Source organism: Falsochrobactrum shanghaiense (genome assembly GCF_003149535.1).
Taxonomy (GTDB): Bacteria; Pseudomonadota; Alphaproteobacteria; order Rhizobiales; family Rhizobiaceae; genus Brucella; species Brucella shanghaiense.
Genome location: NZ_QGDB01000004.1, coordinates 47248 through 71978 on the forward strand (window position 1 = coordinate 47248; position 24731 = coordinate 71978).

A 24731-nucleotide genomic window follows, 5' to 3' on the forward strand; every position below is an offset into this window, starting at 1 on the left:
TCATGGCATTTCTAAACCTCAGAAACCTGAAAAAAAGCTTCGGCGCAAATACCGTCGTGCATGACTTCGACCTCGCCGTCGAAAAAGGTGAATTCGTCTCCTTTCTCGGGCCTTCGGGCTGCGGCAAGACCACTGTGCTGCGCATGATCGCCGGTTTCGAAACGCCCGACAGCGGCGCCATCGAAATCAACGGCAAGGATATTGTCGATCTCAAGCCCAACCAGCGCAATATCGGCATGGTGTTTCAGGCCTATGCACTGTTTCCCAATATGACGGTTGCGCAGAATGTCTCGTTTGGCCTGCGCGTTTCCGGCAGGCCGAAGGCGGAAATCGATGCCACCGTCAAGGAAATGCTCAGCCTGATCCGGCTGGAACATCTCGAAGACCGCTACCCCTATCAGATGTCGGGCGGCCAGCAGCAGCGCGTGGCGCTGGCTCGCGCGCTGGCCACCAAGCCGCAGGTGCTCCTGCTTGATGAGCCGCTATCGGCTCTCGATGCCAAGATCCGCATTTCCTTGCGACAGGAAATCCGCGCCATTCAGCAAAAACTTGGCATAACCACGGTTTTCGTGACCCACGATCAGGAAGAGGCTCTGTCGATCTCCGACCGCGTGGTGGTGATGCATGAAGGCCGCGCCGACCAGATCGGCACGCCATTCGACATTTACAACCGCCCGGCCTCGCGCTTTGTCGCGTCTTTCGTCGGTACGCTCAATATGCTCGAAGCCGCGGTCAGCGAACCGGAGCAAAACCGCATCGTCCTCGACGGGCACACCATCACCGTACACGAAGAACTCGGTCAATATGCCAAAGGCAAGCCGCTTACGCTGGCTCTGCGCCCTGAAGCGGTGAGCCTCGAAGCGCGCAAAAGCCACGATACGGCGCTGGATGCGACCATCGAAGATGTGCATTTTCTTGGTTCGGTGATCCGTACCCGCGTGGCGCTGGGCAAAAACCGGCTTTCATTCGATGCCTTTAACGACCCGACCCAGCCGCCGCCGCAGCGCGGCGACAAGGTGACGGTGCATTTTGCATCGCACGATCTTCTGGTGCTTATGGATTAGTTCCAGGGACCGTGGAAATCGCCTTCCCGGTCGGTGCGCTTGAAGCCGTGCGAGCCGAAGAAATCGCGCTGGCCCTGAATGAGATTGGCGGTTCCCAGCGACTGGGTGAAGCTGTCGAAATAGCTCAGTGCCGAGCCAAGTGCTGGAAGCGGCAGGCCAGCCAGTGCTGCCTGCGCCACGACTCTGCGCAGCCCCTTTGAAGCCGTGCTCATGCGTTCGACGAAAGCAGGCACCAGCAGAAGGTTTTCAATCTCCTGCCCCTCGAAGGCGCGTGCAATATCATCGAGGAATTGCGAGCGGATGATGCAGCCTTCGCGCCAGATGCGGGCGGTGGTCGCCAGCGGAATGTTCCAGCCATGCTCTTTCGATGCCGCCGCCATGACGGCAAAACCCTGCGCATAGGCTGCGATCTTGCCAGCCAGAAGCCCCTGTTCAAGATCGGCAAGAAAGCCCGCCTGATCATCGATGTGAAGGCGGCGCGGCGCGGGCTGATATGCCTTTTCGGCAGCCAGCCGTTCGCTCTTGAGCGATGAAATCGAGCGGGCGGCAACAGCCGCTTCCATTGCTGTGGCGGGAACGCCGAGCATCTGCGCTTCGATTGCAGCCCAGCGCCCAGTCCCCTTTTGCCCGGCTTCGTCGAGAATCATATCGACCATCGCCTTGCCGGTGTCAGGATCGCTTGCCTTGAGCACCTTTGCCGTGATCTCGATCAGATAGGAATTGAGCGGACCTGAATTCCATTTCTCGAAAACATCGCCGATGGCAGGTGCGGACAGGCCAAGGCCATCGCGCAAAATGCCATAGATTTCAGCAATCATCTGCATATCGGCATATTCGATGCCATTATGGATGGTCTTGACGAAATGACCCGCGCCATCCGGACCCACCAGCGCACAGCAGGGTTCACCCTTGTATTTTGCGGACGCAGCCAGCAGGATCGGCGCGATGCGCTCATAGGCTTCCTGCGTGCCGCCGACCATCATGGACGGGCCGTGACGCGCACCTTCCGCACCGCCTGAAACGCCCATGCCCACGAAGGTCGGATCATTGGGACCGAGCGCCTTGAGACGGCGCATCGTGTCGCGATAATCGGAATTGCCCGCATCGATCATAATATCGCCCTTCTCAAGGAAAGGCTTCAGGCGCGCGGTTTCCGTATCGACCGGGGCACCGGCCTTGATAAGAAAAATGATGGGGCGAGGCGCGCGAATATTGGCTGCGAGGTCTTCAAAGGTCGGGCAGGGAATGATGCGCTCGCGCAGCGCGCCGGCATTTTCAACAAAAGCTTTCAGAACAGGCTCATCGCGATCATAGACGGCTACCCTGTAGCCTTTCTCGGCAATGTTGAGCGCAAGGTTTGAACCCATGACGCCGAGTCCAACCATTCCGATATCCGCTTTTTCCATTTTGCAACCTTGTCATATAAAAGGGGCGGGCAGACGGGCCTGTCGCCGGACAGCGCCAGCTATAGTCTGCGTCCTGTTGTAGATGATCTAGGGCACATGGCGTAATTTTGATAGGGCTCCGGCATGAAAATCCCGTGAATGAAGGGGAAAAACCAATCGCGCCGGGCCGCTCCGCCCAAACCGGCAAGTGCGGCTTTAAACGGATCGTTTGGGGATCGTGGTTCTGGCCGTCAGTTGCAGGCCGAAGGCGGCAAGAACGAGCATGAGCCAGACCGGATCCATACGGCGAAAGAAAAAGCTCTCCAGCATCGCGTTGAGCGTACCGAAAAACATGAACATCAGGAAGAAATCCGCCAGCAGCAGGTTCTCGCGCGTGGGCCTGCACCGCGTATAATTGACAAGCGGCATGACGATGATGACCGCGATTGCACAGATCAGGGCCGGGATCCCCATCGACATTGCCACATCGAGATAACCATTATGGCCGTGTACGATGCCGCGCACGTCCCAATCCAGATGGTAGGGATTGGCGGCTTCTTTGGCCAGGCCCGTGCTCCAGAAGCTTTCATAACCAAAGCCGGTCCATGGGCGGTTTTGCAGCGCATCAATGGCGAAGGACCAGATCGATGTGCGGCCGGTAAAGGTTGAATCAATGCCCAGTTGAAGCACAAACTGGTGCAGCGGTTCAAACAGCACCGTGCCTATCGTAAACAAAGCAAACAGCACCTGAATAGTGAATATCATCAAGGGAGCGAGGGAGCGAAGGCCAAAAATCCCCGGCCCGATCACCATAAGTATTGCAAAGGGAACGAGCGCCACCGTTGTCTTCGATCCGGTATGCGCTACGAAAAACAGCGCCGACAGGGCGATGAGCGCGCCGCTGATGCGCCAGCCGCGCCGCCACAGATAAACGCCTGCGAATGCAAAAGCGGCCATGACAGGCCCGGCAATATTCTTGTGGGTGAAAAGACCCCGCCATAAAAACGAATTCAATGGCTCCACCGCATCGAACCCATGCGTGCCCAGATTGGGTAGCAGAAGCACGCCTGCATAAGACACAATGATGACGATTGCCGCCGTGACAAGCAGCATGGCCGAATAGCTGTCGCCATCCTGCGGCAAGGCAAGAACCGCGAAAATCGCCAGCACGCCGATCAGGGTGAGCATGACGCCGCGTATGGCGACGGATGGATCGGGAGCGCTGAAAACGGATGCCAGCAGAAAGCCGAACATCAACAGCCAGCCCGGACTGATCATGCGCATTACCTTGCGCGGTTCCGCCAGCAGTGCCATTGCGACCAGCGCAATCACCCCGACAAGACCGAAGCCAAGCTGGTTCACCATATCGCCCGTCTGCTGCGCATCAGCGGGAGCCTGCGGCGCGAAGGGGCGAAAGGAAATCAGCAAAATACAAAAAATGATCGTCGCAGCGGCAAGCGCGATCTGCCGCATCAGCGCTTTCCGAGACTTGGACCAGCCGGTATCAGTTTTTGTCCGGATCGCGATATTGTTCATTCAGATAGCCAAAATGGGCCATGACACGGCCCAGCCCGATATGGATGAAATAGGTGCCGACGGGAAAGAAACCGGCAGCAAAGCCTTTCCGCACCGCCTTGATCGGTGAATAGGCCAGCAGCGCCAGACTTTTGAGAAAGACGCGGAGCTGGCCAAAAGGTTCATCCCGGCGCTTGCGCTGTTCGACCAGCGTCGAGAGCGCGCCATTGCGCAAGCCCCGCGCGGTGATCCAGTCGCGCTCCAGCCTGCGCGCGGGCACGGTTTCGCGCACAATGCCTTCCGCGCACCAGGCGATCTTGAAGCCCTTTGCCTTGGAACGGCTGATGAAATCGGCATCGCCGCCGCCGGTGAAGTTGAACTTCACATCCAGAAAAGGATATTCTGCCGCTTCGAGAACCGGACGGGCTATCAGAAGATTACCCGACGAATATATGATCGGGACCACGCCTGTTTTTGTGTAAAAGGGCAGGAATACCGGATGTCGCGCCCATTTTTCAGCACCGGGCTTTTCAAAGACCGGATGCTGCGGGCCTCCCACCAGATCGACATTGAAGCGCTCGGCGGTGGAAACCATATTCTCGATCCAGTCCGGATCGGCCAGTTCATCATCATCGATGACGATGATATATTTGAAATTGAGGAAATATGTCATCGCGGTCAGCCAGCCCGCATTATAGGCATTACAATTTCCGCGCTGTGTTTCGACGATCAGAATGCCCGGATATTTGCCGCTTTCAAACAGCGGTGCGGCCACTTTGGCCCCTTCCCGCTCGCTGGCCTCATTTTCAATGACGACAATGGCAAAGCGCCGTCCGGTCGTCTGCGCATTCAGCGTATCAAGCGTGCGCAGCAAATGTTCGGGCCGGCGAAAGGTTGGCAGTGTAACCACAACCTCAATATCTTCAAAATGAAGATCAGGTGTATTAGCGATTACTTCAATATGCCCTGGTAGTGGCGACATACCTGCCCCGATTTATTGAAAGAATTTATATTACAGGGCGTATATATAAACGTTTAAAGAAAAGTTCACCGCATGACTGTAAACGATGAACAATATCAATCGCCGGTAATGTCAGGAAGCCCGTTGCAGCCATTACATCTTGTCTTCGTAACATCGCTCGTCCCCCACGCGGTTGCATCGACGGGCTATGAGGTGGCCAATGCGGCCGTGATCGATGGCCTGCGCCGCGCAGGCGCGCGCGTTACCGTCATCGGCTTCACCTGGCCCGGCCATCAGGCGGCAGGCGACAGGGACATGGTGGTGCTTGGCGAGGTCGAAGTGCGCACGGACGGCGCGAGCCTGCGGCGCAAGATCGGCTGGGTTCTGAAATCTTTCCTCACCGGGTTGACCGTATCGTCAGTCAAGCTGCGCGTCATCAGCGCTGCCGGCTTGCGCAAGGCGATTGCCGGAATTGGCGATTTCGACGCCTATATCCTCAATGGCGTAACCCTTCCCGGAGCCTTTGAAGAGGTTTTTCGCAACAAGCCGTCGCTGTTCGTCGCCCATAATGTCGAGCATCGCTCTGCCGCAGAAAATGCATTGGACGCGAAAAGCATCGTGCAGAAGCTGCTGTTTCGCCGCGAAGCGCACATATTGCGCAAGCTCGAAAACCGGCTCTGCGCACAGGCGGATTTCATCTTTACCTTTGCGGAAGATGACGGCCCCGCGCTCGGCCTCAATGCCAGCCGCTTTGCCACCGTGCCGCTTGTCATGCCCGGCAGCGCGGCGGATATTGAGCCGCAGAAGGTCGAATATGACCTTGCCCTGATCGGTACATGGACATGGCATCCCAACCGGATCGGCCTTGAATGGTTCTTGCGCGAGGTGAAGCCTCTGCTGCCGCAGGATATTTCGATAGCCATTGCAGGCAGCGCCCCGGCCGATCTCCAGAACGCATGGCCCGGCGTGAATTTCGTGGGCAGGGTCGCCGATGCAACGGCTTTCGTGGAAAGCGGGCGGCTCGTGCCGCTTGTCAGCCGCGCAGGCACTGGCGTGCAGCTCAAGACAATCGAGACATTCGAGCTTGGAATGCCAAGTGTCGCCACCACCCATTCCATCCGCGGCATCGCTAATATTCCTGCCAACTGCACCATTGCCGACAGGCCAGCGGAATTTGCACAGGCAATCCGCCAGCGGATCGAAGCAATTCGCAGCGGAGACGCCCAACGGCTGGAGGGCGAGGCTTTCAGGCAATCGCAGATAGCGGGCATGGATGCGGCCATCGGCAAGGGTCTGGGCGCACTTGCAGCGGCGCTTGGGAGAACGGCGGAGCGGTAATGGATCAGCGGATCGGAAAAGAAGTCGCATATCGAAATATTCTCGGCGTGCGGGTCGCCTGTTTCGACTGGGACGGAGCCTTTGCGTTTTTCGAGAAATGCATCGATGAGCGCCGGTTTCTCAAACTGGGCTGGCTCAACGCCCATGTCGCCAATATCGCCTATACGGATCATGCCTTTAAGACCAGGCTGGAAAATTTCCTGATCCTCCCCGACGGGATCGGCGTCGATATTGCCAGCAAGGCGGCTTACGGAACGAAATTTCCGGCCAATCTCAACGGCACGGATTTCATTCCCGGCCTGTTGCACCATATCAAGCGGCCATTGCGGATCGGGCTTCTGGGCGGCAAGCCCGGCGTGGCGGATGAGGCGCTCGCAACTTTCCGGACGCAATCTCCGCAGCATGATTATCACGTGATTTCAGATGGTTATTTCAAGCCCGGAGACGTTGAGGCCCTGCTGGATCGGCTGGCAGCGCTTCGCCCCGACATATTGCTGGTCGCTATGGGTGTCCCGCGGCAGGAACTGTTCATCGATGAACATATCACGGCGCAGCATTGCACCATTGCAAGCGCTGTCGGAGCATTGCTGGACTTTCAATCCGGGCGCGTCGAGCGCGCGCCGCAATGGGTGCGCATGATGCGCATGGAATGGGTCTATCGCCTGTGGCTTGAACCTGCACGTCTGGCAAAACGCTATCTCGTCGGCAATCCGCTGTTTCTCTGGCGCGTCATCAAACATCGGCTATCGGGAGCGAAAACTTGAAAACCGCTATCGTCACCGCAAGCTACGACAAGGATTTTGAGCGCTGCAAGCTGTTGTGTGAAACCATCGATACCTATGCCAGCGGTTTTACCAACCATTATATTCTTGTCGAAGCACGCGATGTCGCCCTGTTCCGCCAACTTGCGGGGCCGCGCCGCATCATCGTGGACGAGCGGGAATTGCTGCCTTCATGGCTGCGTGCGTTCCCCGATCCAACCACATGGGGCCGCCGCCGCATATGGCTGTCGTTGAAAACGAAACCGTTGCGCGGCTGGCATGTGCAGCAATTGCGCCGCATCGCCATCGCTAACCATGTGCAGGAGGACGCCTTTTTCTATATTGATTCCGATGTGGCCTTCGTCCGCCCGTTCGATTGCAATTCATTATGGCAGAAAGACCGCCTGCGCCTTCTCGTGCGTCCCGGTGCGCTTGGCGGTTCCCAAGCGAGGCAGGAGCATCTCATATGGTCAGCCAATACGGCCCGGCTCCTCGGCCTTGAGGCCAGCACCCATGCGCTTGATGATTATATCGGCACGCTGATCGGCTGGCGCCGGGATGCGATTCTTGGCATGTGCGAGCGCATCGAACAGCAAAACCATATGCATTGGGTTGCCGCCCTCGGCAGGACGCGCCGTTTTTCCGAATGTATGCTTTATGGACGCTATGTCGACGATGTGCTCAAAGGTGCAGGCCATTTTCACGCCACATCCGACCTTTGCCGGGTTTACTGGGTGGCGCCACCACCGACAGAAGATGAATTCCGCACCTTTATCGCCGAACTCGAACCCGAACAGGTCGCCATCGGCATGCAATCTTTTCTCGGATTTCCGCCAGCCGATATACGCCGCATCATCGGCGCGCAGAAATAATATCAGATGCGTTTTGCGGGCAGTCTGATGCTCACATAGGTAAAGGCGGTGGAAAGAAGATAAAGACCGGTAAAGACGGGATTGAGGCCCAACAACCAGTCATTGCTGTCGCCATAATAAAGCAGCAGCAGCCAGACAAGAAGCGCCTTGGCCACAGCCATCAGCAACACGCTCAATGTGCGCAGGCCCGACTGGCCGCGCGCATAAAGAATCTCCGCCTGATATTCGATCAGATTGCGCAGTCCCGGCACGAACAGCACCAGCGGCAGCAATCCGGCAATGACCGCGACATTGGTTCCAAGCGCATTGGGGAAAAATTGCAGGAAGATTATCATAGCGCCCAGACCGGCCACCGAAACCGCGAAAACCGCAAGCTCAAGCCCCGCGCGGATGCGCAGCGATGCCAGCATATCAGGCGTTCGCATGAGCTTTTGCACCAGCATCATATTGAAGGAGCGCACCGGGAGGGCGGTGAGATCGACAAGACGCATAATGATCGCATAAAGACCGGCATTGGCTGGTCCGCCAATACTTAGAACAAGCAGTTTGTCGAGTTCGCTCTGAATATAAAAAAGCAGTTCTGCGCCTGTCACTGCGATGGAATCGGCAATACGACGCAGATAAAGACGCGGCTCGAAACGCAATCTCACACGCGGATAAAAGCGCAGGCTCACAATCAGCGCCACAGCATTGGCCACAGCATACCACCATGCCCAATGCGCAAGATCATGCGCCGATGCGAGCCACATGAACAGGATCGCCGCAATCGCACGGGTCAAGGTTCCGAAGATCACCAGCCCGGCAGCAATTCCAAACCGGCGCAGGCCGTTATTGACGATGATAACGACTTCCGTGCACCGCCACAGCAACGCCTCCGCCACCACCGCGACTATAGCAAAGGGCACAAAGGAAATATCGCGGCTAAAAAAGGCGAAATAAACCAGCCACGATCCGAGCGCCAGCAAGGGCAATGACAGCACCAGAGCGCTCAAATAACCCGCCGTATAAGTACCCAGAAGGCGCGGCTTGACGGTGGCGATCCGATAAAGCGGCGAAGTGAAGCCCAACGAAACGAGGCGAGAGAGCACGACGCCCGCCCCGGAAGCTGTGGCGAAAATGCCAAAATCACTGGTGGGCAAAGTATTGGCGAGCGCAACGAAATAAGCCAGCGAAACAACCAGCCGGCCCACGGAGCCGGAAATCAGCGAAAGATAGTCGCGCAGCACTCCGGCCTTGTCGCCAGCCAGTTTCTGAAGCGCATTCGCCATCACCGGGAGAGCCTCTTTTCGTCGTGCCTGTTGCCTGAAGCGCCATGTTTCATGGCCATAAGCGAAAAGCTAGCCAAAAAGACTTAATTAAAAGCATCGTCCCGTCTATCAGCGCATATTTTAACCATTTGTTCTGCATAAAAAATTATACTCGTAAAAATAGAAGAACTTTCAATTACGGACAGCTTTGACGATGAGCGGCGAAAACAAGCGCAGTAAAGGAAGAGAGGACAAGCCTCTTCTTGCATTTTCAGATGCGCGTGATCGCGACCGCACGCAATCGGGCACGCCGCCATGGACGCCCCCGGCCACGCCGGAAGAGCGAGCCGCGTTTTTTCGCGACCATAAAGCCACCATGCCGCCGCATGACGATCATGACATTCAGGAACTGAACCGGCGTATCGCCTCCGTCAGAAGAGAGCTGGAACGCAAGCTGGAGGAACAGGAACACGCACACTGGCGGCAGAACCGCGACGAGCGCCGGTTTGAGGAAGAAGATGTCGCGCCGCAGCCGGAAGTCGCGCGCAACAGGCATGTCAGCCCCGCAAGCGTGACACATCCCGATACGCAGAACGAGTGGAAGCCCTTGATAGACCCTCGCGTGGTGGTCGACGTCCTCAAGGGATCGCGCCGACTGTTGATCGCAACGACACTTCTGGGCGGCATAGCGGCGGCGGCCTACGCAATGACATTGCCGAAAACCTACGAGGCAACGACCGATCTTCTTGTCGATCCGCGCAATATCAAGACAGTCGGCACGGAACTGACGCCGGGGCCGCTCCCGACCGACGCATCGCTGGCAATTGCCGAAAGTCAGGCGCGCATGATCGATTCGAGCAGCGTTCTGCTCAAGGTCATAGAACAGTCAGAACTGACCAAAGATCCCGAATTCAACGGCAGTCTCGCCCCGGTCGGCATAGCCGGACTGATTGCGCAGATCAGAAGCCTGTTCAAACCGCAAACCGCCGCCGATGAACAGGCGCTTGAGACCCGCGTTCTTTATAATCTCCATAAGAATCTTTTCATCGGGCGGGACGCCAAGACATTCATCTATTCCATCGGGGTGAAGACTTTAGACCCGCAAAAGTCGGCCGATCTCGCCAATACCATCAGCACGGTGTTTCAATCCGAACTTGCTTCTCTGAATTCGGATGCAGCGCGCCGCAATTCTGAAGAACTTGCGCAGCGGCTGAGCGAAATGCGCAGCGGCGTCGAGCAGGCAGAAAAAGCCGTCGCCGATTTTCGCGCCACACATGATCTTGTCGATGTGGATGGCAAGCTCATCAGCGATAATGAGCTGACCCGTCTCAATGATCAGCTGACCAACCAGCGCAATGAAACCATGCGCCTTCAGGCGCGGGTGCAGGTGCTCAACTCCGCTACGCGCGACAGCGTGGTTTCGGGTACGATGCCTGAAGACATGCGCTCCAATACATTGACCGCATTGCGTTCACAATTTGCCGCAGCCAATCAGGCCGCGAATGGAATGGCGACCCGCCTCGGCCCGCGCCACCCTCAACTGATGCAGTTGCAGTCGCAAAAACAGACGCTTCTCAACGATATAGATGCGGAATTGCGGCGCATTCGCGCATCCTTGCAGGTCGAAGTACAGCGCTCTGACCAGCAGGAAAAAGATCTCTCCGCCCGCCTGGCTCAACTCAAGTCACAGCAAGCCAACAGCAATGACGACCGGGTCAGGCTGCGCGAGCTGCAACGCGAGGCGGAAACGCAGCGCTCCGTCTATGAGGCTTTCCTGCTGCGCGCGCGCGAAACAGAGGAGCAGGAGGGAATCACGACGACCAATATTCGTGTGCTTTCCGAGGCCCGCCCCCCGCTTGATCCCTCCGGCCCCCCGCGCAAGTTGATCGTCCTGATGGGACTTGTTCTCGGCCTGCTAACCGGCCTTGGCATCGCAGTCGTCCGCAATTTCGGACGACTGGTCCGCTTTTGAGCGTATCCGATGCGGGCGGGCTTTTCCTGAAGCGCGCAATATACCATGCGCGCCGTCGAGATGGCCGGGCATGATTTCGAGCGCCAGCAGGCGGTGTTTTTCATAGGGGCCGGGCATGGCCAGTTCGCCGGTCTTTTCCGCCGAAAAGCCGAAACGCGCATAATATTCCGGATCGCCGACCAGCAAAATGGCGGCGTGGCCAAGGCGCGCAGCCTCAGCAATGGCATGGCGCATCAAGGCGGAGCCGATGCCGCAACCTTCCATCGAGGGATCGACCGCGAGCGGGCCGAGCAGCAGCGCTGCCACCGGAGAACCCGACGCATCAAGCCCTGCCTGAATGTTCCATAGCCGCACCGTGCCCACAAGCAAGCCTTCGGCACTTTGAGCAATCAGGGCAAGCCCTTTGGCGGGAAGGCGTCCACGGCGCAGTTTTTCGGATGACTTGCGCCGCCGCCCGTCGCCCATGGCGCGGTCGAGCAGAGCTTCACGCGCACCCACATGGCGCGCATTTTCATCGGCAATCGCAAAAAGCGGTGCGAAGGCCGGCGCAATATTGTTCTCAATACCCAGAATTGCATTCATAACGTCTGTCCCTGCAACCATGCAGCCGCAAATCCCGTCCGGCCCTTGCGGCGCCGGACGGATTGAGAATATCTCTTCGTTACGACGAAAAGATCAGATGACGTAGGATCGCAGCGGCTCGAAGCCATTGAAGGCCACCGCCGAATAGGTCGTGGTGTAGGCACCCGTGCCTTCAATGAGCAGTTCGTCGCCAATGGTCAGCGAGATCGGCAGCGGATAGGGCGTCTTTTCATAAAGAACGTCCGCGCTATCGCAGGTCGGGCCAGCCAGAACGCAAGGCTCGGTTTCGCCGCCATCATGCGGCGTGACGATCTGGTAGCGGATCGCCTCATCCATGGTTTCGGCAAGACCGCCGAATTTGCCGATGTCGAGATAGACCCAGCGCACATTGTCATTATCGGCCTTGCGCGAAACCAGCACGACTTCCGTCTTGATCACGCCCGCATTGCCGACCATGCCGCGGCCCGGCTCGATGATGGTTTCGGGAATGCGGTTGCCGAAATGCTTTGACAGCGCATCGAAGATCGACATGCCATAGGCCTGTGCGGTCGGCACATCCTTGAGATAGCGGGTCGGGAAACCGCCGCCCATATTGACCATGCGCAGCATGATGCCTTCGTCAGCCAGCGTGCGGAATACCGAAGCAGCATCGCCCAGCGCGCGATCCCAGGCGCTGAGGTCCGTCTGCTGCGAACCGACATGGAACGACACGCCATAGGCATCGAGGCCGAATACTTTTGCATGGCGCAGCACATCGACAGCCATCGCGGGAACGCAGCCGAATTTGCGCGACAGCGGCCATTCAGCGCCTTCACCATCGGTCAGAACGCGGCAGAACACGCGGGCGCCGGGGGCCGCACGGGCGACTTTTTCGACTTCCTCGACGCAATCAACCGCATAAAGGCGAATGCCCAGTTCGAAAGCGCGCGCAATATCGCGCTCTTTCTTGATGGTGTTGCCATAGGAGATGCGGTCGGGCGTGGCACCGGCGTCCAGCGCCATCTCGATTTCAGCCACCGAAGCCGTATCGAAGCAGGAGCCGAGCGAAGCCAGCAGACGCAGGATTTCCGGTGCCGGATTTGCTTTCACCGCATAGAAGATGCGCGAGTAAGGCAGGGCCTTCTCAAAATTCTGATAGTTTTCGCGCACGACATCGGTATCGACGACGAGGCAAGGGCCATCGGGACGGCGGGTGTTGAGGAAATCAATAATGCGCTGCGTTGCCATGGTCGTTCTCCCACACGGCCTTTATCTGCCGTTTTTCAAAGGGGACAAAGTATGCACGAACGCCTTCGCCGTAAGACCAGCCTTTGGAGATGCTGAAATCACGCGAAAACTCATGCGGCGATGGAACGACGCTTCACTCGCGTCATCCCGCTTTGTCTGCCTTGGATTGGAATTGGAGAACCGCATCCGCACTGCCGGCAATGAAGGTGTGCCTCTTCAGTAATCCCGACTTTTGGACAGCCGGAAGACACTAGAAAGGCCCGCACCGTCGTTGCTTCAAGATGTCCTCGATCTGGCGGTTGGCCAACAGATCGACTGGAGCGGTTAGGTCCAGGTACCGTACCGGGTTCCTCACCATTCGAGGACCGGCGGACACCCACAGGCACGTGCGACTTTGGGCAAGCGTGATATAAGCGCAAACGCCGATCCGTTCAATAAGAAATCCGGCCCCTCGCATGTTTATTTTTTTACGCGGGTTTTAGCACTGCAAGCTTGCCATTGTTCATTAGAAATGAAACAATTTCTGCTAAATCGGCCCTTTCCATGCGGCTTGATGGCGTAAACCTGGAGCAAGACGTGAACAATGAGTTTCTCTGCTTCCTGCGGCACCCTTGCCGCCAAGGCTGAAATATCCTTGCGCGCGCAGCCGAAGTACCCACGCGGGCGCTTTTATCATCCTGGTGATGCACCGGGCGCTGGCATCCATCCTCGTTAAACGAATCACTCCCTACCCGAAAATAACCTCCCATATGCAAGGCTAGATCATGGACACACTGACACGCATGCGCGCATTCATCGATGTGGTCGAAGCGGAAGGCTTCTCTGCCGCCGCGCGCAAGATCGGACGCTCGAAGGCGCTGCTCTCCAAATATGTGCGTGAGCTCGAAGACGAACTGGGTGCGCGACTTCTCAACCGGACGACGCGGCAATTTTCGCTGACCGAAGCGGGCCATACCTATTATCACCGCGCCATCGAAATTATCCGCGATATTGACGCATTGCAGGATGCGGTCAGCGAGACGAGCGCCAATGCACGCGGGCGCGTCAAGCTCTCCGCACCGCGCACTTTTGCCGATGCGGTCATCGGGCAATCGCTGGTCGATTTCTGCCTCGCCCATCCGGAAATCGTATTGGATGTGCGCCTTGACGACCGTTTCGTCGATCTGGTCGAGGAAGGCTTCGATCTGGCGATACGCATAACGCGCCTTCAGGATTCCTCCCTGATCGCCAAGCGGCTTGCTCCGTTCCATACGGTGCTATGCGGAGCGCCGGAACTGATCGCCCGCGTCGGAAAGCCAGAACGCCCCGAAGAATTGTCAGACAAGCCCTGCATCATCGACACCAATTCGCGCTCACGCAATAACTGGCATTTCCGCAACAGCGATGGTTCCATGATGACCGTCAATGTGCGCGGCCCCATCGAGATCAACAGTCCTGTCGCCACCAAACAGGCCGCGATTGCCGGGCTTGGCTTCAGTTCACTTCCCGCCTTCATCGCCGAGGAAGAAATCGCGCGTGGCAGGCTGGTTTCCTGTCTGGAAGATTTCATCGTGAAAGACGGCGGGATCTATGTGGTTTATCCCCATCGCCGCTATCTGCCCGCCAAGACCCGCGCTTTGGTCGATTTCCTCACCAAATGGTTCAAGGAACGGGAAAAAGAGTAGGAACGGCATCGGGCATCCCATTTTTGCCGCCTTCGCGGCTATGGCTTGAATCCTGTCACCTGGGGATCGGACGCATGCGGAATTCGCCGTCACAACTGAAAATTCTTTCTCTGCTGCTTGGCGGCATTCTGGCAGCAATGGCGCCAACGGCAGCCAATGCGCATCCGCATGTTTTCGCCGATGCCCGGCTTGAGCTTACGGTCGCGCCGGATGGTACGGTTGAACAACTCGCCCATGTCTGGCGTTTTGACGATATTTTCTCTTCCACCGTGCTGATGGAATTCGACAAGAACGGCGATCTTCAACTCGACAAGAATGAATTGATCGACCTTTCGCATGTCATCAACAGTTCCATCGCCGAGTTCAAATATTTCCAGAGCGTGCTTGCCGATGGTCAGGAAGTGAAAATGGTCCGCCCCACCGATCTGGCGGCTGACTTCATCGACAATCGCCTGCTGATCGTCTTTTCCAGCAAGCCGGAAGAGCCGATCAAGCTTGAACCCGGCCACACGGTCAGCTTCGGCGTATATGATCCGACCTTCTATACCGCCATCGACTATGTGCATGACAGCGATATGGTCGTCACCGGCTTGCCCAAACAATGTGCCCCGAAAGTGGTGCGTCCTGATCCCGATGAAGCCATAGCGCAAAATCAGGGAACGCTTACGGAAGCGTTTTTCAGCGATCCGACCGGCAATGACATGTCGAAGATTTTCGCCACCCGTCTGGAGATAAATTGCACAGCCAAGGAATAGTCAGATTGATGAGAAGATCAGCCTGTTTCATTTTAACCGCCTGTCTTGTGATGCTGGCCGCCAATGCACTGGCGCAATCATCGCTCGGCATCGGGGCCAATGAAGTGGCCATGAAGCCGACCGGCCCGTTCGCCCATCTCATTTTATGGATCAACGAACAGCAGCGCAGCTTCTATCTCGCCATGACCAATGCTCTCAGGGCAATGCGCGAGGATTCGTGGCAGGCGTGGGGTCTGATCAGCCTGTCTTTCATTTACGGGATTTTTCATGCTGCCGGTCCCGGCCACGGAAAGGCTGTCATATCGTCCTATATGATCGCCAATGAGACGGCCCTGCGCCGCGGCATCATGCTCTCCTTCGTCTCGTCCATGTTGCAGGCCGTCGTCGCTATTGCCATTGTGGGCCTTGCATGGCTGGTGCTGCGCGGCACCGGCATTTCCATGAACCAGACCGCGCGCTATATGGAAATTGCAAGCTTCGCGCTGGTGCTGTTTTTCGGCCTGTGGCTGCTTGTGCGCAAATTGCCGCTCCTGTTCAAAAAGCCGCAACCCGTCGCTGCCGTGGCTTTCACGACCGCGACCCCTGCAATTGCTTTTGCGGGCGAAAGCAGCATTTCACAGACAACACGCGCTGCCGCATCCAAAGGTACGGCACGGCTTCAATACAAACCTGCAAGCGCTGGCACCGACCATGTTTTTATTGGCGACGGTGAAGTCTGCACCGCCTGCGGCAGTGCACATATTGCCGACCCTTCGGCCCTTTCGGGGGAGTTTAGCTGGAAAGCCGCCTGGTCAGCCATTCTGGCGGTCGGCCTGCGGCCCTGTTCGGGCGCGCTGATCGTGCTCACCTTTTCGCTTCTCAACGGGATATTGATCGGCGGGCTGCTCTCGACCTTCGCAATGGCGTTCGGCACCTTCCTGACGGTGGCAGCCCTCGCCACATTGGCGGTGACGGCAAAAAATGCCGCTTTGCGATTTGCCGGACACAATGCTGCATCCGGCAGGCTCAAGGCGGCGATTGAAGTGGCGGCAGCACTTTTCATCACCTTGACCGGCGCATTGCTGCTCAGCGCGGCGTTGAGCTTTTAATCGCGCTTTTTCTGGCTACGGGCGCGCAGCCAGAAAATGGCGAAAAAACCAAGCACGAAGATAATGGGGAAAATGATGGCAAGCACCTGCGAATAACCACCCAGCGCCAGCATGATGGTGGGTACGAAATAACCCAGCACGCCAAAGCCCAGCAGGATAATGAATGCGGCCAGCGCGGCATTACCGCTTTTTTTCGTCTCAACCATGGGTGAAAAATTCCTCAAGCCGTTTGATCTGCTGCCCGTCTTCGGCAAAATTTTCCGGCGCAAGCCATGCCTGATAGGCTTTCTTCAGCGCAGGCCACTCGCTGTCGATGATGGAAAACCACGCCGTGTCACGGTTTTTGCCCTTGGCCACCATATGCTGGCGGAAAACGCCCTCGAACTGAAATCCGAAACGCTCCGCCGCGCGCTTTGATGGCGCATTATCATTATGGCACTTCCATTCATAGCGGCGATAGCCCAACCCATCAAAAACATATTGCATGAACAGAAATTGCGCTTCAGTGGCAGCAGGCTTGCGCGAGACGAGCGGCCCCCAATAGATGCTGCCGATCTCGATGACGCCATGCACCGGATCAATGCGCATGAGTGCCTGACGGCCAGCCACCTTGCCGCTCGCCTTGTCGATGACGGCAAAAAACAGCGGGTCGTTGCTTGCGGCGGCTTTTTCCAGCCATGGCTCAAGTTCTGCGCGGGTTGCAGGCGCAGGCTCAAAAAGCCAGGTAAAGCGCTGATCTGCATCCGCTACCGAAGACGCTGCGAAAAGACCATCGCCGTGTTTTTCCGCATCCAGCGGCTCCAGCCGCACATAGCGGCCTTCCAGCACTTTGCGTTCCGGTCGGGGGCGCGGCGTCCAGTCTTGCAAATCACTCATATACATCTCCCATGTTCTCAAGACAGGAGCATAAAACCGCGCGAGCGGAAACCGGAAAGTTTTGCTTTTCAGCCTTCTCTGATCGCCGCGCGGTCCACCGACACCGCCTTGACAAGAGCAAAGACCTTTTCACCTTCGCGCAAGCCCAGTTCGTCAACCGAACGCCGCGTCAGCCGCGCGCCGAGCCGCCGCCCCTTGAAATCGAGCGCCACGAGAGCATTCGGCCCCCCATCGGCCTCGATTGCCTTAATGGTTACAGGCAGGATATTGCGAATGCTGATCGTATCGGGCACGGCGCGGGCGATGGAGACATCGCGCGCCCGCACGCGCAGGCGCACATGCATATTCTTGCGCAACCCCATATCGCCAAGCTGGAAAATCGCGCCGTCCAGATCGATTTCCGCCAGTTGATAGGCGCTATCATAGGCACAAACCATGCCTTCCAGAAGCACGCCGCCGCGCTCGCCATCCGCATCGATTATCGGGAAGATTTCCGCAGCCGGTCCACTCGCCTGAACCTTACCGCCCGAAAGCAGCACGATTTCATCGGCAAGCCGCGCCACTTCATCGGTCTCATGGCTGACATAGACGATCGGCACATGGCTTTCATCGCGTAGCCGCTCGATGAAGGGCAATATTTCCTGCCGCCTTGCATGATCGAGTGAAGAGAGCGGCTCATCAAGCAATAAAAGCGCAGGATCGGACAAAAGCGCGCGCCCGATGGCAACGCGCTGGCGCTCGCCGCCCGAAAGTGTCGATGGACGCCGCTCAAGCAGATGTTTTATGCCGAGCAGGTCTAGCACTTCGCTAAAATTGCGCCTCGCCTCGCGCCGCCCCGCCCAGCGCGCATAGGTAAGATTGCTTTTGACATTCATATGGGGAAACAGCCGCGCTTCCTGAAAGACATAGCCGATGCGCCGTTTTTCGGGCGGCAGGTTGATGCTTTTCTGTGCGTCGAAAAATGTGAAATCGCCCACGGCAATGCGCCCGCTTTCGGGCCGCAATGTGCCCGCAATCATCTTCAAAAGCGTGGTTTTGCCTGCACCCGAATGACCGAAGAGAGCAGTCACGCCCCAATCGGCGGCAAAATCGGCCTCGACGGCGAATTTACCGTTGCGGCCTGCAATGGAAACCTCAAGCCTGCTCATTTTGCCTCTCCTGCAAGCCTGCGCTGCAACCATTCAGACAGCACCACCGCGAGAATGGAGATGACTGCGCAAATGATAATCAGCCGGAAAGCCTCGGCGTCGCCGGAGGGCGTTTGCAGCAGCGCATAGATGGCCAGCGAAAGGGTCTGCGTTTCGCCCGGAATATTGGAAACGAAAGTGATGGTTGCGCCGAATTCGCCCAGCGCCTTGGCAAAGCCCAGAACGGCCCCGGCCAGAATTCCCGGCAGCAAGGGCGGCAATATCACCGTGCAGAATGCGACGAGCCGACTTGCGCCCAGCGTGCGCGCTGCTTCCTCCAACCCCCGATCCAGCCCCTCGATGGAAAGGCGAATAGGACGAACCAGCAGCGGAAAAGCCATGACGCCGGCGGCAAGTGCGGCCCCCGTCCAGCGAAAGGCAAAGGAAAGCCCCAGCCATTCCTGTAACGGCGCGCCCAGCGCACCCCGTGCGCCAAATGCGACCAGCAGCAAATAGCCCGTGACGACGGGAGGCAGCACCAGCGGCATGGTGACGATAGCCTGCATGAGCGACTTTCCCGGAAATTCAAACCGGGCCAGCACCCACGCAACCGCAAAGGCGACCGGCAGAGCAATGATGATAGCCACTCCGGCAACGCGGAGCGACAGCAGAACGATCTGCCAGACGCCTGCTTCCATCATTACTGCGCGGTCTCCCCGGCTCCGACAAAGCCCTTATCCTTGATGATCGCCTGTCCTGCATCGCTTTCTAGGAAGGCGAGGAATGCCTTGGCCGCATCCGATTCGTTGCTCGCAATCAGAGCCGCCGGATAAAGGATCGGCGCATGGCTCGAAGCCGGGAAGCGATAGGCTTCGGCAAGTTCAGGCGCGGCCATGCGGTCGGAGGCATAGACGATAGACGCCTTCACCTCGCCCCGACTGACATATTGCAGGGCCACGCGCACATTTTCCGTGAAAACGGCATTTTTTTCGACTTCCCTCCAGAGATCGAGTTTTTCGAGCGCCGCCTTGCCATATTTGCCCGCTGGCACATTGGACGGATCGCCCATGGCAAAACGACCAGCACCCAGAAGCGCCTTGGCGTCACCCTGTGGCGTATCTTTTTGTGCTGCGATCACCAGCGCATTGCCTGCAATCACCTTGCGCGAATCCTTGTCGATCAGATTGCGCTCATCGATATAGTCCATCCAGTCGAGATCAGCGGAAATGAAAATCTGCGCCGGTGCACCCGCTTCGATCTGCTTGGCAAGCACGGACGAGGACGCAAATGATGCCACGATTTCCGTGCCGTCCCTGGCGTTGAATTCTTTGGCGGCTTCTTCGATCACGTCTTTCATGCTGGCAGCGGCAAAAACCGTAACCTTTTCGGCAGCATAGGCGACCGAAGCGCCTGCCGTGGCCACGAGCACGAGAAAGGCTGCGACTAATTTCTTCATCTGTTTCTCCATCCCGTCCGCAAAGTGCGGACAAACCTCATCATCCGCCGGAAAATCCGGCGTTGTCACCTGCGATGATGGGTGTGATGGAGGCAAACGCGACCCGGATGCCGTCAGACCCTTGGCTAACAGGGGCGTCCATGCAAGCCGCCCGGAATTTGCAACGAATCCAGATCGTTCCAAAAACGCGGTCACGATAATGCGGCCCGGCTGCTTTGGCTAGCCCTTGTGCGGCATCAGCGCGCCGTCAGCTTCCGATATGTTTATGCGTGCCGCGCTGTTGTGCGAGCTTCACCTGTTTCTGCCGTTCCGCATAACGGGCGCGATCTTCGGGCGTGCGTTCATCATAGCAGCCAGCACAGGAAACGCCTTCCTCATAAAATTGCGAAAGCTTGTCTTCTGCCGTGATCGGGCGGCGGCAGGCGCGGCATAATTCTATATCGCTTTCGATCAGGCCGTGTCCGACCGCCACGCGCTCATCAAAGACGAAACATTCGCCGTTCCAGAGGCTGTTTTCGCGCGGCGTTTCTTCAAGGTATTTCAGGATACCGCCCTTGAGGTGGTAAACATCGTCAAAGCCCAATCCCTTGACGAAGGCAGTGGCCTTTTCGCAGCGGATGCCGCCGGTGCAGAACATCGCGATCTTCTTGCCTTCCAGCTTGTCGCGGTTCTGCTCCACCCATTCCGGAAATTCGCGAAATGTTCTGGTGTTGGGGTCCAGCGCGCGCTCGAAAGTTCCGATCGCCACTTCATAATCGTTGCGCGTATCGACCACGACCGTATTCTCGTCGGCAATCAGTGCATTCCATTCCTGCGGCGCAACATAGGTGCCGACGCTTTTGAGCGGGTCGATCCCTTCCACACCCATGGTGACGATTTCGCGTTTCAGCCGCACCTTCATGCGGTGGAACGGCATCTCACTGGCATAGGAATATTTGAGTTCCGGGTCGGCGAGTTCGGGAATGGCGGTGATAAAGGCAACCAGTTTTTCAATGGCCGCAGCATTTCCCGCCACTGTGCCGTTGATCCCTTCGGCAGCCAGCAGCAGCGTTCCCTTGATGCCATTGGCGCAGCAAAGTTTGGCCAGCGGCTCGCGCAGGCTTTCATATTGCGGCAGCGGCGCAAAGCAATAAAGCGCGGCAACGGTGAAAGGCAGATTACTCATCGGTTCCATCTCTTGCAAATTTACGCCCGAACTATTCTTCCCAAGTGGCAAATTCAAGTCATTTATCCCCCGCTTCGCGAGAGCGGCGATAATCGCGTCTCGACGAGCATTTATGAAAGGAGAAATAATGTTCGATCATGAGACCCGCAATGCACTGATCACCATGGCAATGGATTCCGCCATCGAACCTGCGGCCCTCCTGGCCGTAGCCGAAGTGGAAAGCGGCGGCCACGCGCTGTTCGATGTGGGTGGCCTCAAGGAACCCGCGATCCGCTTTGAGGGGCATTATTTCGACCGCAGACTTTCGGGCCGCCTGCGCGAGCATGCCCGTAAGGCCGGGCTTGCAGCACCGGAAGCCGGAAGAATACCCAATCCCAAATCGCAAAGCGGACGCTGGCTTCTGCTCTCACGCGCCATGGATATTCATCGCAGGGCTGCGCTTGAATCCACCTCATGGGGGCTGGGGCAAGTGATGGGAGCGCATTGGGAATGGCTCGGTTATGAAGGCGTGGAGGCGCTTGTGGAAGAAGCGCGCGGTTCCATCGCCGGTCAGGTGCGGCTGATGCTGCGCTTTATCGAGAAGGCCGGATTGAAAGAGGTTCTTCAGGCGCAGGACTGGCGAAACTTTGCCCGCCGCTATAATGGGCTGGCATTTGCGCGCAACCAGTATGACAGCCGCATGGCTAGCGCCTTTGAAAGATGGAGCAGCGTCCTGAACCGCCTGCCCAAGGCCGCGTGACCCCATCCCTGCGTCGGTTTTGACGCAAAAAGCGGCGGTGGACAAATGGTCAGCGGCATTCTAAACCGATTTATCCTTTCAACATTCAGCAAACGAGCCTCCCATGCCGCAGAAAACCGATCTTCTTGTTCCCGTCCTGCAAGGACAGCCCGTCATTCCGGTTTTGCTGATCGACAAGGCCGAACACGCGGTTCCGCTGGCGCGCGCGCTGGCAAAAGGCGGTCTGCCCGCAATCGAAATCACATTGCGCACCGCAGCCGCACTCGATGCCATCCGCGCGGTCGCGGCGGAAGTTCCGGAAGCCATCGTCGGTGCAGGCACGATCCTCAACGCAAAACACTATGAAGATGCTGCCAAGGCAGGCTCGCGCTTTATCGTCAGCCCCGGCGTGACCAGAAACATACTGGCCGCAGCCGATGATAGCGACGTGCCGCTTCTGCCAGCCGCCATCACGCCGGGCGAAATGCTCTCGCTTCGCGACGAAGGCTATACGCATCTGAAATTCTTCCCCGCCGAACAGGCAGGTGGCGCAGCTTTCCTCAAGGCGCTTTCCTCGCCGCTGGCCGGAACCATCTTCTGCCCCACCGGCGGCATCAGCCTTGCCAATGCCAAGACCTATCTTGCGCTGCCCAATGTGATCTGCGTCGGCGGATCGTGGGTTGCGCCGAAAGAGCTGGTCGAGGCTGCGGACTGGGACGGCATCACCACGCTTGCTCGTGAGGCCGCAAGCCTGAAAGGCTGATCAGCGGTCGCCGCAGGTTTGATACGGATAAGATAAAGGGGCCATTACGGCCCCTTTTTATCAGTTCGTCTCGGAAAACTTGGCGACAGCCAGGAAGGTCACGGCATTGCCGCTAAATTTATGCAGCCGCTCGCGTGGCAGTTCCTGCTGCTGGAAGCCGGTCATATAGACCATGGTCGGCGCGGTGCGCAGCGCATCATTGCGCAGATTAGGATTGGTCGGCGGCACCGTACGCGCAACCGATTGCGTCGACATGGCGATCTCCGAGGCGGGAAGAACAGCAGGCTGCACCACCGGACGCGGACGCGACGGGGCCTTGGCGACATGACGCGCGCCCTTGGCAGTGGTCCGCACACCCGTCTTGACGCCGTTACCGACGGCCTTGATCTGTTGGCGCCTTGCCGGCTCGTTGGCTACGGTTTTCGCCTTTTCCGCAGCGCTGGCATCGGCTGGATCAAGAGAAGCGGTCATTACCGGGGCCAGTTCTTCGGGCTGGACCCTGGCCGGTGCGGACACCGTTGCCGCAACGGGCTGCATATCATAATCATCTTCCGGCGGCCCGATCAGCTCACCGATCTCATCCTTGGGCGATAGCATTGCAAGCTGGGCCTGCGCGCGCGGTGCAGGGGCAGGCGCTGAAGAGATTTCAGCATCCTGAGGCGGTGTTATCGCCGCATCAGCATCAGCCACAACGCTCGCGCCCTCCTCCGCCTGACCGACGATTTCAGCGATTGCATCCTGGGCGCTGGCATTCGCACCCTCACCTTCGGGTCGGGCGGAAGGAACGGCCACGGCCGCCAGCTGGATATTATCCGCCTCATGCTGCGGACGGGTAGCGGGAACCGGGACGAAACCTGTCAGAAGCTGCGCGGTGCCTGCATCTGCGACCTGCGCTGCATCGCCGTCGGAGCCAGCCGCAGCCACGGTTTCCTCCGCCAACTGACCCGCGCTCGCCAAGGCAACCGGATCCTGCGCTGCCACAGCGGGCTTGCTGGCAGGAATTGGAACAGCAAGAGCGACCACAGATGCTTCCGCCGGGGCGGATTGCGCGAGGAGCTGCTGCGCTTCGGCAAGTGCAATTTCAGGACGCGGAGCCGCCATCGGACGAGGCACATCGCGCGTCGGAAGGGCCGCGATCAAGGTTTCAGGCTGCTGGACCGGCGCAGGCGGCGTTGCCGCAGGCGCCTGACGGGCCGGAGCCGCACGGGCAGGACGCGGCGCTGCAGGCGCGACATCATTATTGTCTTCTTCTTCATCCGCACCGCCGCCGAACAGGGCACCGAACAGCGTCTTGCTCTTGCGTGAGGATGAAGAATTGCTGGCCATCAAGACTTCGCCGCCGCCGGCCTTGCGCTTTTCAATCATGGCCAGCGCCTGCTTGTAGCCCGGCAAGGGCTTGCCATCGCTTGGAATATGCGCCGTCTGCCCATCGGGGAACAGGGCCAGCAGTTCACGGCGGCTCATACGCGGCCACGAACGCACATTACCCACATCCATATGCACGAAAGGCGATCCGGAACGCGGATAATAGCCGACACCGCCGATCTGATAACGCATGCCGATGCTGCGCAGCTTGGCGAGCGGAACGCCCGGAATGAAGAAATCCATGGCCCGGCCCAGCGTATGCTGGCTTTTCTTGGCCACACCGCTCGATTTGGAGCGCAACATGTTGTTGGTCGCAGGAGAACGATAAGCGGAAACGACGGTGATATACTGGCTGGAACCAGAGGAGCGATAGACCTGCCAGACCAGGTCGAAAAGGCGCGGATCCATTTTCGTCGGTTCATTGCGGCGCCAGTCGCGCAAGAACACGTTCAGGCGTTTCAGCCCATCGGGAAGAAACCGGCCATTCTTCTTGAACGCGATTTCAGCCTTCTCTCCGGTATGCACATAGTAAAGCTTGAGCGAACGGGTTTCGGCAGCCGCCTGAGAGGATGAAAACGCCGTGATCGCCATGGCCGCGACAAGCGTAGCGACAGTACAGGCCCCCATTCGACCGAGATTGGCAGATATTGCAGTCCGGGCTTTCGCAAAGCGCTCTTTGAGGGTCAATATGCTGCTCATTGAATCGTATCGCCTTACCGTTGTCTGCCCGAGGGCCTCATCAAAGATCATGCATCCGAATATGCTTGAACTCTGATTGTCCGATTTAATGGTTAATGGACGCTTAGTGAACAACAATTGCGGAAACACCA

At 57.9% G+C, this 24731-nt stretch carries 23 protein-coding genes; 10 read left to right on the top strand and 13 right to left on the bottom strand.

Features of this window, described 5'->3' with window-relative positions; all coding sequences use genetic code 11:
* The first annotated feature begins 2 nt into the window (after positions 1–2).
* Entirely contained in the window at positions 3–1064 is a 1062-nt protein-coding gene (locus tag DKP76_RS11190; RefSeq protein ID WP_109706685.1) for an ABC transporter ATP-binding protein, read from the top strand.
* On the opposite strand, the gene gndA is transcribed toward DKP76_RS11190, so the two are convergent.
* The 3 genes from gndA to DKP76_RS11205 all read right to left on the bottom strand — a co-directional run bounded on the left by gndA (position 1061) and on the right by DKP76_RS11205 (position 4946).
* On the bottom strand, positions 1061–2470 hold the full coding sequence (gene gndA, locus DKP76_RS11195; protein WP_109706687.1) for an NADP-dependent phosphogluconate dehydrogenase: 1410 nt from the start codon (positions 2468–2470) through the stop codon (positions 1061–1063). The genes DKP76_RS11190 and gndA overlap by 4 nt on opposite strands.
* Before the next feature lie 195 nt (positions 2471–2665).
* On the bottom strand, positions 2666–3985 hold the full coding sequence (locus DKP76_RS11200) for an O-antigen ligase family protein (protein ID WP_109706689.1): 1320 nt from the start codon (positions 3983–3985) through the stop codon (positions 2666–2668).
* A complete protein-coding gene (locus tag DKP76_RS11205; protein ID WP_109706691.1) occupies positions 3954–4946 on the bottom strand; it encodes a glycosyltransferase family 2 protein in 993 nt (330 codons plus the stop codon). The genes DKP76_RS11200 and DKP76_RS11205 overlap by 32 nt, the downstream gene beginning before the upstream one ends.
* Before the next feature lie 123 nt (positions 4947–5069).
* On the opposite strand from DKP76_RS11205, the gene DKP76_RS11210 reads away from it, so the two are divergent.
* Genes DKP76_RS11210 through DKP76_RS11220 form a run of 3 tightly spaced genes read left to right on the top strand, consistent with a single transcriptional unit; the run spans position 5070 to position 7896 of the window.
* Complete coding sequence (locus DKP76_RS11210; protein ID WP_109706692.1) at positions 5070–6263, top strand: glycosyltransferase; 1194 nt, start codon at positions 5070–5072, stop codon at positions 6261–6263.
* Positions 6263–7027, top strand: a complete 765-nt coding sequence (locus DKP76_RS11215) for a WecB/TagA/CpsF family glycosyltransferase (protein ID WP_109706694.1) — start codon at positions 6263–6265, stop codon at positions 7025–7027. Before DKP76_RS11210 ends, DKP76_RS11215 begins: the two co-directional genes overlap by 1 nt.
* Positions 7024–7896: a DUF6492 family protein gene (locus DKP76_RS11220; protein ID WP_109706696.1), complete on the top strand. Its 873-nt coding sequence runs from the start codon at positions 7024–7026 to the stop codon at positions 7894–7896. Before DKP76_RS11215 ends, DKP76_RS11220 begins: the two co-directional genes overlap by 4 nt.
* Before the next feature lie 2 nt (positions 7897–7898).
* Here DKP76_RS11220 and DKP76_RS11225 read toward each other — a convergent pair whose 3' ends face one another.
* Complete coding sequence (locus tag DKP76_RS11225; protein ID WP_109706698.1) at positions 7899–9167, bottom strand: lipopolysaccharide biosynthesis protein; 1269 nt, start codon at positions 9165–9167, stop codon at positions 7899–7901.
* Between the two features lie 190 nt (positions 9168–9357).
* Between DKP76_RS11225 and DKP76_RS11230 the strand changes: the two genes are divergently transcribed.
* Positions 9358–11115, top strand: coding sequence for a GumC family protein (locus tag DKP76_RS11230; RefSeq protein WP_109706700.1), 1758 nt, complete (start codon positions 9358–9360; stop codon positions 11113–11115).
* Here the strand turns inward: DKP76_RS11230 and DKP76_RS11235 are convergent.
* Together DKP76_RS11235 and odc2 are read right to left on the bottom strand one after the other, a co-directional pair.
* On the bottom strand, positions 11059–11697 hold the full coding sequence (locus tag DKP76_RS11235; protein WP_109706702.1) for a GNAT family N-acetyltransferase: 639 nt from the start codon (positions 11695–11697) through the stop codon (positions 11059–11061). The genes DKP76_RS11230 and DKP76_RS11235 overlap by 57 nt on opposite strands.
* Positions 11698–11790: 93 nt before the next feature.
* On the bottom strand, positions 11791–12924 hold the full coding sequence (gene odc2 / locus DKP76_RS11240; RefSeq protein WP_109706704.1) for an ornithine/lysine decarboxylase: 1134 nt from the start codon (positions 12922–12924) through the stop codon (positions 11791–11793).
* 764 nt (positions 12925–13688) lie between these two features.
* Here odc2 and DKP76_RS11250 point away from each other — a divergent pair.
* The 3 genes from DKP76_RS11250 to DKP76_RS11260 all read left to right on the top strand — a co-directional run bounded on the left by DKP76_RS11250 (position 13689) and on the right by DKP76_RS11260 (position 16431).
* Positions 13689–14588, top strand: coding sequence for a LysR family transcriptional regulator (locus DKP76_RS11250; RefSeq protein ID WP_109706708.1), 900 nt, complete (start codon positions 13689–13691; stop codon positions 14586–14588).
* 74 nt (positions 14589–14662) lie between these two features.
* Positions 14663–15343: a DUF1007 family protein gene (locus DKP76_RS11255; protein WP_109706710.1), complete on the top strand. Its 681-nt coding sequence runs from the start codon at positions 14663–14665 to the stop codon at positions 15341–15343.
* 8 nt (positions 15344–15351) lie between these two features.
* Positions 15352–16431: a nickel/cobalt transporter gene (locus DKP76_RS11260; RefSeq protein WP_109706712.1), complete on the top strand. Its 1080-nt coding sequence runs from the start codon at positions 15352–15354 to the stop codon at positions 16429–16431.
* Here the strand turns inward: DKP76_RS11260 and DKP76_RS11265 are convergent.
* The 6 genes from DKP76_RS11265 to trhO form a co-directional block, all read right to left on the bottom strand.
* Complete coding sequence (locus DKP76_RS11265; protein ID WP_109706714.1) at positions 16428–16637, bottom strand: hypothetical protein; 210 nt, start codon at positions 16635–16637, stop codon at positions 16428–16430. The genes DKP76_RS11260 and DKP76_RS11265 overlap by 4 nt on opposite strands.
* The gene (locus DKP76_RS11270) at positions 16630–17307 is read right to left on the bottom strand and encodes a GNAT family N-acetyltransferase (RefSeq protein WP_109707205.1); all 678 of its coding nucleotides are present in this window, start codon (positions 17305–17307) and stop codon (positions 16630–16632) included. Before DKP76_RS11270 ends, DKP76_RS11265 begins: the two co-directional genes overlap by 8 nt.
* A gap of 68 nt (positions 17308–17375) precedes the next feature.
* Positions 17376–18455: a molybdenum ABC transporter ATP-binding protein gene (gene modC / locus DKP76_RS11275; protein ID WP_109706716.1), complete on the bottom strand. Its 1080-nt coding sequence runs from the start codon at positions 18453–18455 to the stop codon at positions 17376–17378.
* The gene (modB, locus tag DKP76_RS11280; protein WP_109706718.1) at positions 18452–19135 is read right to left on the bottom strand and encodes a molybdate ABC transporter permease subunit; all 684 of its coding nucleotides are present in this window, start codon (positions 19133–19135) and stop codon (positions 18452–18454) included. The genes modC and modB overlap by 4 nt, the downstream gene beginning before the upstream one ends.
* Complete coding sequence (gene modA, locus DKP76_RS11285; protein WP_109706720.1) at positions 19135–19890, bottom strand: molybdate ABC transporter substrate-binding protein; 756 nt, start codon at positions 19888–19890, stop codon at positions 19135–19137. The genes modB and modA overlap by 1 nt, the downstream gene beginning before the upstream one ends.
* A 247-nt stretch (positions 19891–20137) precedes the next feature.
* Positions 20138–21055 carry an oxygen-dependent tRNA uridine(34) hydroxylase TrhO gene (gene trhO, locus DKP76_RS11290; RefSeq protein ID WP_109707206.1) on the bottom strand — a complete coding sequence of 306 codons (918 nt, stop codon included), beginning with the start codon at positions 21053–21055 and terminating at the stop codon, positions 20138–20140.
* A 127-nt stretch (positions 21056–21182) separates the two neighbouring features.
* On the opposite strand from trhO, the gene DKP76_RS11295 reads away from it, so the two are divergent.
* Positions 21183–21794 (top strand): N-acetylmuramidase family protein, encoded by a 612-nt coding sequence (locus DKP76_RS11295; RefSeq protein ID WP_109706722.1) that lies wholly within the window; start codon positions 21183–21185, stop codon positions 21792–21794.
* A gap of 103 nt (positions 21795–21897) precedes the next feature.
* Complete coding sequence (locus DKP76_RS11300; protein ID WP_109706724.1) at positions 21898–22536, top strand: 2-dehydro-3-deoxy-phosphogluconate aldolase; 639 nt, start codon at positions 21898–21900, stop codon at positions 22534–22536.
* A gap of 60 nt (positions 22537–22596) precedes the next feature.
* Here the strand turns inward: DKP76_RS11300 and DKP76_RS11305 are convergent, their stop codons facing one another.
* The gene (locus DKP76_RS11305) at positions 22597–24600 is read right to left on the bottom strand and encodes a peptidoglycan L,D-endopeptidase MepK (RefSeq protein ID WP_109706726.1); all 2004 of its coding nucleotides are present in this window, start codon (positions 24598–24600) and stop codon (positions 22597–22599) included.
* Between the last annotated feature and the right edge of the window lie 131 nt (positions 24601–24731).